The organism is Xanthomonas sp. DAR 80977, assembly GCF_041240605.1.
Taxonomy (GTDB): domain Bacteria; phylum Pseudomonadota; class Gammaproteobacteria; order Xanthomonadales; family Xanthomonadaceae; genus Xanthomonas_A; species Xanthomonas_A bundabergensis.
In genome coordinates, this window is the sequence record NZ_CP162487.1 from 890,056 (window position 1) to 903,545 (window position 13,490).

The window sequence follows — 13,490 nt, forward strand, 5'->3', positions numbered from 1 at the left end:
TGGGTCCAAAACGAAAAAACCGCGCGATCGCGCGGTTAGCCGTGGCCTCAAAGCACCAGATCCCCGCTTTTACGAATCCCCAATCCCGACTCCCGAATCCCGGCCCTTCAACGAATCCCCAATCCCCAATCCCCAATCCCGGCCTTACAGCGCATAGCCGAACTGCTGCTTGAACTGGTCGTTGAACTCTTCGAAGTCGAAGCGCTGGTTCTGCGTGCCCGGGTGTTCCACCTTCAAGGCGCCCATCAGGTTGCCCATCCGCCCGATCGTCAGCCAGTCGCAGCCGCGCTGGATGCCGAAGATCAGGCCGGCGCGGAACGCGTCGCCGCAGCCGGTCGGGTCGACCACGCGGCGCTCGTGCGCCGGCGGGATGTCGTAGGTCTTCTCCGGGGTGTACACCAGCGCGCCCTTCGGGCCCTGGGTGGTGATGTAGGCCTGCACCCGCGAGACGATGTCCTGCTCGTTCCAGCCGGTGCGCTCCTGCAGCAGGTTGGACTCGTAGTCGTTGACCACCACGTAGTCGGCCTGTTCGATGAAGGTGCGCAGTTCCGGCCCGTTGAACAGCGGCATCGCCTGGCCGGGGTCGAAGATGAAGGGGATGCCGCCGGCGGCGAATTCCTCCGCGTTCTGGATCATGCCCTCGCGCCCGTCCGGGCCGACCAGGCCCAGGGTCACGCCCGGCACGTCCTTCACGTGGTTCTCGTAGCTGCGCATCATCGCGCCCGGGTGGAACGCGGTGATCTGGTTGTTGTCGTGGTCGGTGGTGATGAACGCCTGCGGGGTGAACAGCTCCTCGATCACCTTGACCCGCGACAGGTCGATGCCCAGCGTCTCGAAATGCTCGCGGTACGGGCCGAAGTCCTGGCCCACCGTGCCCATCGGGATCGGGTCGCCGCCCAGCAGGTGCAGGTTGTAGGCGATGTTGCCGGCGCAGCCGCCGAACTCGCGGCGCATCCGCGGCACCAGGAACGACACGTTCAGGATGTGCACCTTGTCCGGCAGGATGTGGTTCTTGAACTGGTCCGGGAACACCATGATGGTGTCGAAAGCGAGGGAACCACAGATCAGTGCGGACATCGGGCAGGCCTTGGCGGAGGGATGAGCCCGCATTCAGGCGGGCAGCGTGCGGGGTCGCCGCGGCGCAAAGGGTAACGGCTGCGGCCGGACAGGGCCAGACGCACGACGCGCGGCGGTCGCGCGCGGCGCGCAACGCGCGGTTTTAGCGAGAATTTTCCTTGCTCGCACCCAGGTGGGTTGTTACGCTAGCAGACTTCGTTTTCTGCCCATTTTTTCGCCATTCGGCGACGGCACGCGACTCCCCAGGACCCAATCCCCCGATGTTCAAGAAACTCCGCGGCATGTTCTCCAACGACCTGTCCATCGATCTGGGCACGGCCAACACCCTCATCTACGTGCGTGGCCAGGGCATCGTGCTGAACGAACCGTCGGTGGTCGCGGTGCGCCAGGACCGGGCGATCGGCGGTACCCGGTCGGTGGCCGCGGTCGGCGCCGAGGCCAAGCAGATGCTCGGCCGCACCCCGGGCCACATCACCACCATCCGCCCGATGAAGGACGGCGTCATCGCCGACTTCACCTACACCGAGGCGATGCTGAAGCACTTCATCAAGAAGGTGCACAAGTCGCGCTTCCTGCGCCCGAGCCCGCGCGTGCTGGTGTGCGTGCCGGCCGGCTCGACCCAGGTCGAGCGCCGCGCGATCAAGGAATCGGCCGAGGAGGCCGGCGCGCGCGACGTGTACCTGATCGAGGAGCCGATGGCCGCGGCGATCGGCGCCGGCATGCCGGTCACCGAGGCGCGCGGCTCGATGGTCATCGACATCGGCGGCGGCACCACCGAGGTGGCGGTGATCTCGCTGAACGGCATCGTCTACTCGCAGTCGGTGCGCATCGGCGGCGACCGCTTCGACGAGTCGATCACCAACTACGTGCGCCGCAACCACGGCATGCTGATCGGCGAGGCCACCGCCGAGCGGATCAAGCTGGAGATCGGCTGCGCCTATCCGCAGGCGGAGGTGCAGGAAATGGAGATCTCCGGCCGCAACCTCGCCGAGGGCGTGCCGAAGATGATCAAGATCAACTCCAACGAGGTGCTCGAGGCCCTGCACGAGCCGCTGTCGGGCATCGTCTCGGCGGTCAAGCTGGCGCTGGAGCAGACCCCGCCGGAGCTGTGCGCCGACGTGGCCGAGCGCGGCATCGTGCTGACCGGCGGCGGCGCGCTGCTGCGCGACCTGGACCGGCTGATCTCCGAGGAGACCGGCCTGCACGTGCAGGTCGCCGACGACCCGCTGACCTGCGTGGCCCGCGGCGGCGGCCGTGCGCTGGAGCTGGTGGACATGCACGGCAACGAGTTCTTCGCGCCGGAGTGATCGTGAAGCCGGGAATGGGGAGTGGGGAATGGGGAATCGAACGGCCCCTCCGCACCGACATTGCCGGCTCCGCCGCCGCTACCTTGCCTGCGGCCCGGCCTGATCAAGCCGGGGATGCGCTGTTGCTTTCCGATTCCCCATTCCCGATTCCCCAATCCCGGCTTTAACTGTGCCTCCCTACGCCGGTCCTCCCGTCACTGCCCGCCCGGGCGAAGCCGCCAGCACGCCGCGCCTGCTGGCGTACCTGGCCCTGGCGGTGGTGCTGATCGTGCTCGACGCGCAGGCCGGCTGGCTGGCCCAGGTGCGCAGCCAGACCAACCTGCTGGTGCAGCCGCTGTGGGCGCTGGCCGGGTTGCCCGGCCGGCTCGGCTCGCAGGTGCAGGAGAACGCGGCCAGCCATGCGCAGCTGGTCAAGGACAACCGCGCGCTGCGCAACGAGCTGCTGATCGCCAAGGCGCGGCTGACCCGGCTGCAGACCGCGGCGCTGGACAACGCGCAGCTGCGCGAGCTGCTGGGCGTGGCCGAGCGCCGCGGCCTGGACGTGCAGCTGGCGCCGATCCTGGACATCGACCTGGACCCGACCCGGCAGCGCCTGGTGCTCGACGCCGGCGGCCGCGACGGGGTGCACGTCGGCCAGGCGGTGATCGACGCCGGCGGCCTGATGGGCCAGGTGATCGAGGTGACCCCGCTGCATTCCACCGTGCTGCTGCTGACCGACCCGGACCACGCGGTGCCGGTGACCGTGGCGCGCAACGGCGTGCGCCTGATCGTCTACGGCCGCGGCGACACCCTGGAACTGCGCGACGTGCCGCTCAGCGCCGGGGTCGAGGTGGGCGACGAGATCGTCACCTCCGGCCTGGGCGGGCGCTTCCCGGCCGGCTTCCCGGTCGGCACGGTGGCCACGCTGCGCCCGGACGACACCCACGCCTTCCTGGTCGGCGCACTGAAGCCGGCGGCGAAGCTGGACCGGGGGCGGGATGTGCTGCTGCTGCGACCTTCGGTCGCCGCAGCGGGATTGGGGATTCGGGAGTCGGGATTGGTGAAAAGCGGCGCCAATGGCGTCGGTGATGGTCATGGAATGCCAGCGGCGACCACGCAGCCTGTGTCCTCCCCTCAGCAGGCGACGCCTTCGCGGGCCACCAGCGACCAGCAGCGTCCACGGCCTGCGGCCACGTCCGCAGCCCCCAGGCAGCCAGTGCCTTCCCCAATCCCCAATCCCCAATCCCCAATCCCGGCTCCGAAGGAGCCCACCCAATGAGCCGCCCCCGCAGCAAAGGCTGGGTGCTCCCGGTCAGCGTGATCCTGGCGCTGTTGCTGGGCCTGCTGCCGTTGCCGCTGGTGCTGCAGCCGCTGCGCCCGTACTGGCTGGCGCTGGTGGTGGCGTACTGGGTGATCGAGACCCCGGACAAGGTCGGGCTGGGCTTCGCCTTCGCCATCGGCGTGGTCGCCGACCTGCTGTACGGCGGGGTGCTCGGCGAACAGGCGCTGCGGCTGGTGATCCTGAGCTTCATCCTGCAACGCTTCCGCGCGCGCATCCGCTTCTTCCCGATGTCGCAGCAGGCGCTGGCGATCGGCGGGCTGCTGCTCAACGACCGCATCGTCGCCGCGGCCGTGCACCTGGCGGTGGGCGAGCCGACCCTGCCGTGGAACTACTGGTGGGCGCCGCTGCTGGGCATGGCGCTGTGGCCGCCGCTGTTCGTGCTGCTGGACGCGCTGCGGCTGGGCCGGCGGAGCAAGTAGCGTGGCCTTCACCGCCCGCCGCACGCAGAAGAACCCGCACGCCGAGGCCGAGCAGTTCCGGCGCCGCGCGGCGCTGGGCTTCTTCGGCGTGCTGGTGGCGCTGATCGGCCTGGGCGCCTGGTACTTCAAGCTGCAGGTGCTGGACCACGACGTCTACGCCACGCGCTCGGACGCCAACCGCATCAAGCCGCGGCCGGTGGTGCCGGGGCGCGGCATGATCTACGACCGCAACGGCCGCCTGCTGGCCGAGAACGTGCCCGCGTTCCGGCTCGACGTGACCCCGGACAAGGTCGCCGACATGGACGCGCTGCTGGCCGAGCTGGGCAAGGTCATCGCGCTGTCGGCCGAGGACATCGAACGCTTCCAGGCCGCGCGCAAGGCCAGCCGCAGCTTCCGCCCGGTGACCCTGAAGCTGCGGGTCAGCGAGGAGGAGCGCGCGCGCTTCGCGGTGGACCGCTGGCGCTTCCCGGGCGTGGAGCTGGAGCCGTACCTGACCCGCCACTATCCCTACGGCGACCTGTTCGCGCACATCATCGGCTACGTCGGCCGCATCGACGAGAAGGACCTGGAGATGCTCGGCGAGGGCAACGCCGCGCTGACCCACATCGGCAAGTCCGGGCTGGAGCGCTATTACGAAGAGGAATTGCGCGGCAAGGTCGGCTACGAGCAGGTCGAGACCAACGTGCAGGGCCGCGCGATCCGCACCGTCGGCCGGGTCCCGGCGCAGTCCGGCGCCGACCTGCGCCTGTCCATCGACGCCGACCTGCAGCGCGCGATGGTCGCCGCGTTCGGCGACTACCAGGGCGCGGCGATCGCAATCGATCCGCGCACCGGCGAGATCCTGGCGATGGTCAGCCTGCCGTCCTACGACCCCAACCTGTTCGTCAACGGCATCTCCCATGCCGACTTCCAGGCGCTCAACAGCGATCCGTCGCGGCCGCAGTTCAACCGCCTGGTGCTGGGCGGGGTGGCGCCCGGCTCGACCATCAAGCCGTTCATGGGCCTGGCCGGGCTGGACAGCGGCACGCGCCGGCCGGAGGACAAGATCCTGTCCACCGGCATGTTCTACCTGCCCGGGGTCAGCCGCGGCTGGGGCGACTCGCACCGCGGCGGGCACGGCTGGACCGACCTGCGCAAGTCGATCGCGCAGTCGGTCAACACGTACTACTACAAGCTGGCCGTCGACATGGGCATCGGCAAGGTCGACCAGTACATGAACCGCTACGGCTTCGGCGCGCCCACCGGCATCGACCTGATGGGCGAGATCGGCGGCATCGTGCCGTCGCCGGCCTACAAGGCGAAAAGCCGCAAGGAAGCGTGGTATCCCGGCGACACGGTCAACATCGCCATCGGCCAGGGCGACTGGAAGGTGACGCCGCTGCAGCTGGTGCGCGCGGTGGCCGGCATCGCCGATGGCCAGCTGCGCACGCCGCACCTGGTGATGGCCCAGCGCGCCGCGTTCGACCAGCCGTGGGCGCCGGTCGCGCTCGGCCCGGGCAAGCCGATCAGCGACAATCCCGGCAACCTGATGGCGGTGCGCGAGGGCATGATGGACACCATGCGTCCGGGCGGCAGCGGGCATGCGATCGCCGTCGGTGCGCCGTACGAGATGGGCGGCAAGACCGGCACCGCGCAGGTGGTCAGCCGCAAGGGCCTGGCCGCGGTGGACCCGCGCAGCCTGCCGATGCACCTGCGCCACCGCTCGCTGTTCGAAGGCTTCGCCCCGGCCGCGCAGCCGACCATCGCGCTGGCGGTGGCGGTGGAGGGCGGCGGCTACGGCGCCAGCACCGCCGCGCCGATCGCGCGCAAGATCTTCGATGCCTGGCTGCTCGGGCGCCTGCCCGCCGGCATCGAGCCGCTGGACAGCCTGCGCGGCGCCACCGCGTTCGGCAGCCAGCTGTACTACGCCGAGGACCCGGGCTCGCGCGGCGCCGCCGACGCGGTGGCGCTGGCCGCCGGCGAGCGCCCGGTGCTGATCGGCCCGGTCGAAGTGGAGGCCGCCGCGGTGCCGCTGCCGGCGGCGCCGCCACCGATTCCCGACGAGATCCCGGACGAGCGATGAAGGATTTCCTGCGCTGGCTGGCCGATCTCGGCGGCCGCTTCGCCCGCACCCTGGACTGGCCGATGTGCCTGGCCCTGGGCGCGCTGATGGTGATCGGCCTGGCGGTGCTCAAGAGCGCCGGCGGCCAGGCCGGCGGCAACCACCTGATGCTGGCGCAGGCGATCCGCTTCGCGATCGGCGCGGCGGCGATGTGGGGCCTGTCGCGGGTCTCGGCGCTGCGCCTGCGCGCCTGGACGCCGCTGATCTATGCGCTGTCGATGCTGCCGCTGCTGGCGGTGTTCGCGCTGGGCACCGGCAAGTACGGCCGGCAGTGGCTGGACCTGAAGGTGTTCTACCTGCAGCCGGCCGAGCTGCTGAAGATCAGCATGCCGATGATGGTGGCCTGGTACCTGCACCGCGTGCCACTGCCGCCGCGCGTGCCCACGGTGCTGGTCAGCGCGGTCATCATCGGCATTCCCACCGCGCTGATCATGCTGCAGCCGGACTTCGGCACCGGCGTGCTGATCGCCGCCAGCGGCGGTTTCGTGCTGCTGCTGGCCGGGTTGCCGTGGTGGTGGGTGGGCATCGCGGTGGGCGGCGTCGCCGCGGCCGCGCCGGTGGCCTGGCTGTGGCTGCTGCGGCCTTACCAGAAGGACCGGATCATGATGTTCCTCAATCCGGAGAACGACGCGCTGGGCGCGGGCTGGAACATCATCCAGTCCAAGATCGCGATCGGCTCCGGCGGCCTGCACGGCAAGGGCTGGGGCCTGGGCTCGCAGTCGCACCTGAACTTCATTCCCGAACAGACCACCGACTTCGCGTTCTCGGTGCTCAGCGAGGAATTCGGCTGGATCGGCGTGGCCACGGTGCTGACCCTGTACCTGGTGGTGATCGGGCGCTGCCTGTGGATCGCCGCGCAGGCGCGCGACACCTTCTCGCGCCTGCTCGCCGGCGCCACCGGCCTGGCGTTCTTCGTCTACGTGCTGGTCAACGGCGGCATGATCTCCGGGCTGCTGCCGGTGGTCGGGGTGCCGATGCCGCTGATGAGCTATGGCGGCACCTCCGCGGTGTCGCTGCTGGCGGGGCTGGGCCTGGTCATGGCGGTCAAGGCGCACCGCCCGGTGCACGGCTACTGAGCCGCGGCGGCGGCCGGCGCGCGCAGGCTTAACCGCAAGTATGCGGTGATGTGGCAAACGATTGCGGCGTGTGTCGGCGCTGCGCACAATTCGCGTCGATGCCACGTCGCGGCGCCGCTGGTGCCGGCCCGCTGCGAGCGCAGGATCTGTTCCGGGTGAGCCATGCGCGGCGTCGATGCCGCCCAGCCGGCCCGCGTCCATCGAGGGGAGCCAACGCAGCGCATCGTCGATCCGGGCCCGGCCCGTTTCGCTCCCCCGCGTCCGTCTGCGTCATTCCCTCTCTCGTCTCCCCTGTGGTTCCTGTCCGCTCGGCCCTGCCGACATGGATGTGCGTTGATGAAATTCCTGCGATACCTGTTGCTGCTGAGCGTGGTGCTGGGCCTGGGCGGCTACGCGCTGATCCGTTACTACTTTCCCAAGGGCGCCATGCACAGCCACGGCTACGGACGGGTCGCGCTGACCCAGCCGGCCGGGCCGCCGCAGGGCATGGTGATCCTGTTCGCCAGCGGCAACCGCGCGCAGCGCCAGGCGGCGGCAGCGCGCATCGCCGCGACCGGCGCGGTGGTGGCGACGGTCGATGGCGACCGCTACCTGGCGCGCCTGCAGCGCGCCGGCAGCGGATGCGGCCATGCCTGGCACGATGCCGAGCAACTGAGCCGGCACCTGCAGCGCGACCTGCGCGGCGACCGCTACTTCCTGCCGATGCTGGCCGGGACCGGCGCCAGCGCGACCCTGGCCGAGCGCATCGTCGGCGCCGCGCCGGCGGCCACCCTGGGCGGCGCGATCGGCGTCGCGCCGGCGCCGACCGGGGTCTGCGCCGGCACCGCACACCCCAACGCCGCGCAGGGCTTCGTCGATGTCGCCGCGGCACCGGCGGCACCGGGGGCCTCTGCGGCAGCGGCGGCGGAGGCGGCGCTGGCCGCACGCGTGGCCGCGCACCTGCACGTGCCGGGCAGCGGCGGTGCGCTCGACGACCTGCCGTTGACCGAACTGCCGGTGCGCGTGCCGGGCGCGCCGCTGGCGATCGTGCTGTCCGGCGACGGCGGCTGGCGCGATATCGACAAGGGCATGGCCGAGGCCTTGCAGCGGCGCGGCATCGCGGTGGTCGGCTGGGACAGCCTGCGCTACTTCTGGCGCAGCAAGCCGCCGGCGCAGGCCAGCGCCGACCTGGCGCGGGTCATCGACCACTACCAGCAGCGCTGGCACCCGCAACGCGTGCTGCTGGTGGGCTATTCCTTCGGCGCCACCGCGATGCCGTTCATGTACAACCGCCTGCCGCCGGCGCAGCGCGCGCAGGTCGGCCTGCTGGCCTTGTTCGGCGTGGACCACAAGGCCGATTTCCAGATCCGCGTGCGCAACTGGCTGGACCTGGGCGATGCCGACGACGCCAGGCCGGTGCTGCCGGAGATCGCGCGCATCGCGCCGTCGCAGCTGCTGTGCGTGTACGGCGACAAGGAGAAGGACACGGTGTGCCCGGAGCTGCGCGACAGCGGCGCGCAGATCGTCGCGCTGCATGGCGGCCACCATTTCGACCAGCATCCGGCCGGCTTGGCGACGATCGTAGACGATCGCTGGCGGCGACTCGCGGAAGACGCCGGTCGTCCTGTTGCTGCAATCGATTTCAGGCACTCTCGCGCAGCCGCGGTACAGCCCGTGCCGCTGCGTACCCCACCTGGAGCCCTGCAATGACGTCCCGTACAACTTTCCCGGTCCTCGGCTGCCTGCTGGCGCTGGCGACGCTCGACGCATCCGCCGCCACCGGCGATACGCGCATGGTCGCCGAGCCGACCGTCCCCAGCGTCTGCGGGCAGCCGCTCGTCGCCGCGCTGCAGACGGGCGATCGCACCTTCAGCGCCGCACAGGAACAGAGCCCGCCGGATACCGCGCGCATCCAGGCCGCGTTGGACACCTGCGCGGCCGCCGGCGGCCGCACGGCGGTGCTGTTGCGTGCCGGCGCCGGCAACGCCTTCCTCAGCGGGCCGCTGACCATCGGCAGCAACGTGACCCTGGTGATCGACGCCGGCGTCACCCTGTTCGGCTCGCGCAAGCCGTCGGACTACCAGGTCGCCGGCGCCAACGCCTGCGGCAAGGCCGCCGGTTCCAGCGGCGGCTGCCGCGCGCTGATCAACCTCAAGGGCAAGTCGCTGGGGGTGATGGGCCTGCGCAACAGCGCCGGCCGCCAGGGCACCATCGATGGCCGCGGCGACCTGCCGATGCTCGGCGGCAGCGACAGCTGGTGGCAGTTCGGCGAGAAGGCCAAGGCGAGCAACCTGACCCAGAACAGCCCCGACCTGATCAAGGTGCAGAATTCCAGCGACGTGAGCTTCTACCACGTCAATCTGATCAACGCGCCGTACTTCCACCTGTTCGCGCACATCGCCGACGGTCTCACCATCTGGGGCGTGCGGGTCAAGGCGCCGGCCAGCAGCCCGAACACCGACGGCCTGGACCTGGACAGCGTCAGCAACGCCACCCTGTACGACAACGACGTGATGGGCGGCGACGACGGCGTGGCGATCAAGACCATCGCCTCCAGGTCGGCCAACATCAGCGTGCGCAATTCGCGCTTCTACGGCACCCACGGCCTCTCCATCGGCAGCGAGGTGATGTACGGCGTGGACAATGTCCTGGTCGACGGCAACAGCGTGGTCGGCAGCGATGCCAACGGCACGCCCAGCACCGACAACAACGGCCTGCGGATCAAGACCGGCCTGGCCAAGGGCGGCGCGGTCAACGACGTGACCTACCGCAACACCTGCCTGTTCGGCGTGGCCAATGCATTGGTGATCAACCCGCTGTACAGCGGCGGCAGCAGCGGCACCGTGCCGACCTTCACCAAGATCGTGGTCAACGGCCTGAAGGCGCAGGGCTCGCCGAAGGGCAAGGGCAATGCGGTGCAGGGCTACAACGCGTCGGCGCCGCTGGACCTGGTGCTGGCCAACGTGTCCGCGGACGTCACCGCATTGAAGGCCAGCAACGCGCGCATCGGCGTGGACCGCTCCAACCTGCAACTGACCGCCGACAGCACGGCCAGCACCTATGCGACCTCGGTGTCCGGCGCGGTGCCGGCGTGCAGCGCCAAGCCGGTGTTTCCCGCGCTGTAGGGTCCGTTGCCGCGACGCCGGCGCCGCCCCGGCCCCGGCCCCGGCCGGCCTGGTCGCCGCCGGCGTCGTCCAGCGCCTGTACCGCAGGCCAATGCGGCGGCCGCAATTGATCGCAATCAATGTTCGCGCCTGGCCGCGAGCGCACCGTGCCTGCAGTTCCCCACAGGCACCGATCCATGGCGTTCACCGTAGCGGTAGTGAAGGAAGAGCAGGCCGGCGAGCGCCGCGTGGCGATGGTGCCCGCGGTGCTGCCGAAGCTGGCGAAACTGGGCGCGCAGCTGCGCCTGCAGTCCGGTGCCGGCATGGCCTCGCGCCTGGCCGACGCGGCCTATGCCGGCGCCACCGTGCTCGACGACGCGCAGGAGGTCGTCGCCGGCGCCGACCTGGTGCTGGCGGTGCAGGCGCCCTCGCTGCGGACGCTGGCGGCGATGCGGCCGGGCAGCATGCTGGTGGCGATGCTGTATCCGGCCAAGGTGCCGGGCTTGCTGGACGTGTTGTGCGAACGCCGCATCACCGCGTTCGCGATGGAGACCGTGCCGCGGATCAGCCGCGCGCAGGCGCTGGACGTGCTGTCCAGCCAGGCCGCGCTGGCCGGCTACTACGCGCCGCTGCTGGGCGCGGTGCACCTGCCGCGGATCCTGCCGATGATGACCACCGCGGTCGGCTCGCTGCGCGCCGCGCGCGTGCTGGTGATGGGCCTGGGCGTGGCCGGCCTGCAGGCGCTGGCCACCGCGCACCGGCTCGGCGCGGTCACCGAAGGCTACGACGTGCGTCCGGAGACGCGCGAGCAGGCGCAATCGGTCGGCGCCAGATTCGTCGACACCGGCATCGACGCGCGCGGCGAGGGCGGCTATGCGCGCGAACTCACCGCCGACGAACGCGCCAAGGCCGCCGCGGTGCTGACCCAGCACATCCAGCAGGCCGACCTGATCGTCACCACCGCCAACGTGCCCGGCCGCACCGCGCCGATCCTGATCGACCGCGCGCAGATCGCCGGCATGAAGCCCGGCGCGGTGATCGTGGACCTGGCCGCCGACAGCGGCGGCAACTGCGAGGGCGGCGTGCCCGGGCAGACCGTCGAGGTGGGGCCGGTGACCATCGTCGCGCCGTTCAACGTGCCCTCGGCGCTGGCCCAGCACGCCAGCGAGCTGTACGCGAAGAACCTGCTGAACCTGCTCGAGCTGCTGGTGCGCGACGGCGCGCTGGCGCCGGATTTCGACGACGAGGTCGTGGCCGGCACCTTGCTGACCCGCGACGGCCGCGTCTGCCACCCCAGCGTGCAGGCCGTCGCGCCTGCACCCGCCGCCAAGGAGTCCTGAGCGATGAATCTCGACCTGTCGATGAGCTGGATGATCGCGTTGTACGTGTTCATGCTCGCCGCGTTCACCGGCTACGAAGTGATCGGCAAGGTGCCGTCGATCCTGCACACGCCGCTGATGTCCGGTTCCAACTTCATCCACGGCATCGTCGTGGTCGGCGCGATGCACGCGCTGTTCAACGCCGACAGCGTCGCCGGCCAGGCGATCGGCTTCGTCGGCGTGCTGCTCGGCGCCGGCAACGCCGCCGGCGGCTACGTGGTCACCGACCGCATGCTGGCGATGTTCAAGCCCAGCGCCAAGCCCGCCTCCGCCTCCGCCTCCGCCACCCCGAAGGAATAGCGCCATGCTGCAGTTACTGGTGGAACTGAGCGGGTTCGCCGCCGCCCTGTTGTTCATCCTCGGCCTCAAGCGCATGTCCTCGCCGGTGACCGCGCTGCGCGGCATCGTGCTGGCCGGCATCGGCATGCTGGTCGCGGTCGCCGCCGCGTTCGGCTATCTGGCCGACCTGCAGCCGGGCGCGCGGCCGCATGCGCTGACCAATCTCGCCCTGGCGTTGCTGGCGCTGGCGCTGGGCGGCGCCTGGGCCTGGCGCAGCGGGCGCAAGGTCGCGGTGACCGCGATGCCGCAGATGGTGGCGCTGTACAACGGCATGGGCGGCGGCGCCGCGGCGGCGGTCGCCGCGGTCGCGCTGACCTCGCGGCAGCCGCAGCACGGCGGCCTGCACCTGGCGGTGACCGTGCTCGGCGCGTTGATCGGATCGATCTCGCTGTCCGGTTCGGTGATCGCCTGGGCCAAGCTCGACGGCCGCATCGACAGCGCCTGGCGCTTCAAGGGCCAGAGCGCGTTCAACGCGGGCGTGTTCGTCGCCGCGCTGGCGCTCGGCGCGCTGGTCGTGGCGCAGGTCGGCGGCGGCTGGGCGGCGCTGGCGTTCTTCGTCGCCGCGCTCGGCTTCGGCGTGCTGATGACGCTGCCGATCGGCGGCGCCGACATGCCGGTGGTGATCTCGCTGTACAACGCCTTCACCGGCCTGGCGGTGGGCCTGGAAGGCTTCGCGCTGCAGAACCCGGCGCTGATGATCGCCGGCATGGTGGTCGGCTCGGCCGGCACGTTGCTGACCGTGCTGATGGCCAAGGCGATGAACCGCTCGCTGGCCAATGTGCTGTTCAGTAATTTCGGCGACGGCGCGGCGGTGGCGCAGGGCGACGTGCAGGGGCGCATGACCGCGGTCGATGCCGGCGATGCGGCGGTGGCGATGCGCTATGCCTCCAGCGTGATCATCGTGCCCGGCTACGGCCTGGCGGTGGCGCAGGCGCAGGCGCGGCTGTACGAACTGGTCAAGCTGCTGCAGGCCGCCGACGTGGACGTGAAGTTCGCGATCCACCCGGTCGCCGGGCGCATGCCCGGGCACATGAACGTGCTGCTCGCCGAAGCCGGCGTGCCCTACGACCTGATCTTCGACATGGAAGACATCAACGACAGCTTCGCCAGCACCGACGTGGCGCTGGTGATCGGCGCCAACGACGTGGTCAACCCGGCCGCGCGCACCGACAAGGCCTCGCCGATCTACGGCATGCCGATCCTCAACGCCGACCAGGCGCACCAGGTCTACGTGATCAAGCGCGGCCAGGGCAAGGGCTACGCCGGCGTGGAGAACCTGCTGTTCTACGGCGACAACTGCGACATGGTCTACGGCGATGCCGCCGCGGTGCTCAACCGCATGGTGCAGGCGGTCAAGGAACTGGCCGTCTGACCGAACCATCCGATCC

At 70.6% G+C, this 13,490-nt stretch carries 11 protein-coding genes; 10 read left to right on the top strand and 1 reads right to left on the bottom strand.

The genetic code is table 11. The annotated features are described in order from the left end of the window. Window positions 1-144 precede the first annotated feature (144 nt). A complete protein-coding gene (locus AB3X10_RS03830) occupies window positions 145-1,077 on the bottom strand; it encodes a carbohydrate kinase family protein (protein ID WP_369979218.1) in 933 nt (310 codons plus the stop codon). Window positions 1,078-1,337: 260 nt separating this feature from the next. Here AB3X10_RS03830 and AB3X10_RS03835 point away from each other — a divergent pair, with 260 nt between their 5' ends. The 10 genes from AB3X10_RS03835 (at window position 1,338) to AB3X10_RS03880 (ending at window position 13,474) form a co-directional block, all read left to right on the top strand. After that, on the top strand, window positions 1,338-2,384 hold the full coding sequence (locus AB3X10_RS03835; RefSeq protein WP_128419354.1) for a rod shape-determining protein: 1,047 nt from the start codon (window positions 1,338-1,340) through the stop codon (window positions 2,382-2,384). 169 nt (window positions 2,385-2,553) lie between these two features. Continuing rightward, window positions 2,554-3,642: a rod shape-determining protein MreC gene (gene mreC / locus AB3X10_RS03840; RefSeq protein ID WP_369979221.1), complete on the top strand. Its 1,089-nt coding sequence runs from the start codon at window positions 2,554-2,556 to the stop codon at window positions 3,640-3,642. Further along, entirely contained in the window at window positions 3,639-4,124 is a 486-nt protein-coding gene (gene mreD, locus AB3X10_RS03845; RefSeq protein ID WP_145703047.1) for a rod shape-determining protein MreD, read from the top strand. Before mreC ends, mreD begins: the two co-directional genes overlap by 4 nt. Before the next feature lies 1 nt (window position 4,125). Continuing rightward, window positions 4,126-6,186, top strand: coding sequence for a penicillin-binding protein 2 (gene mrdA, locus AB3X10_RS03850; RefSeq protein ID WP_369979223.1), 2,061 nt, complete (start codon window positions 4,126-4,128; stop codon window positions 6,184-6,186). Further along, on the top strand, window positions 6,183-7,301 hold the full coding sequence (gene rodA / locus AB3X10_RS03855) for a rod shape-determining protein RodA (protein WP_369979225.1): 1,119 nt from the start codon (window positions 6,183-6,185) through the stop codon (window positions 7,299-7,301). The genes mrdA and rodA overlap by 4 nt, the downstream gene beginning before the upstream one ends. Window positions 7,302-7,637: 336 nt before the next feature. Beyond that, window positions 7,638-8,990 (top strand): virulence factor family protein, encoded by a 1,353-nt coding sequence (locus AB3X10_RS03860; protein WP_369979226.1) that lies wholly within the window; start codon window positions 7,638-7,640, stop codon window positions 8,988-8,990. Beyond that, the gene (locus tag AB3X10_RS03865; protein WP_369979228.1) at window positions 8,987-10,405 is read left to right on the top strand and encodes a glycoside hydrolase family 28 protein; all 1,419 of its coding nucleotides are present in this window, start codon (window positions 8,987-8,989) and stop codon (window positions 10,403-10,405) included. Before AB3X10_RS03860 ends, AB3X10_RS03865 begins: the two co-directional genes overlap by 4 nt. A 176-nt stretch (window positions 10,406-10,581) precedes the next feature. Beyond that, window positions 10,582-11,724 (top strand): NAD(P) transhydrogenase subunit alpha, encoded by a 1,143-nt coding sequence (locus AB3X10_RS03870; protein ID WP_369979229.1) that lies wholly within the window; start codon window positions 10,582-10,584, stop codon window positions 11,722-11,724. A gap of 3 nt (window positions 11,725-11,727) precedes the next feature. Next, window positions 11,728-12,063, top strand: coding sequence for an NAD(P) transhydrogenase subunit alpha (locus AB3X10_RS03875; RefSeq protein WP_369979231.1), 336 nt, complete (start codon window positions 11,728-11,730; stop codon window positions 12,061-12,063). A gap of 4 nt (window positions 12,064-12,067) precedes the next feature. Further along, complete coding sequence (locus tag AB3X10_RS03880) at window positions 12,068-13,474, top strand: NAD(P)(+) transhydrogenase (Re/Si-specific) subunit beta (protein WP_369979233.1); 1,407 nt, start codon at window positions 12,068-12,070, stop codon at window positions 13,472-13,474. Window positions 13,475-13,490 lie beyond the last annotated feature (16 nt).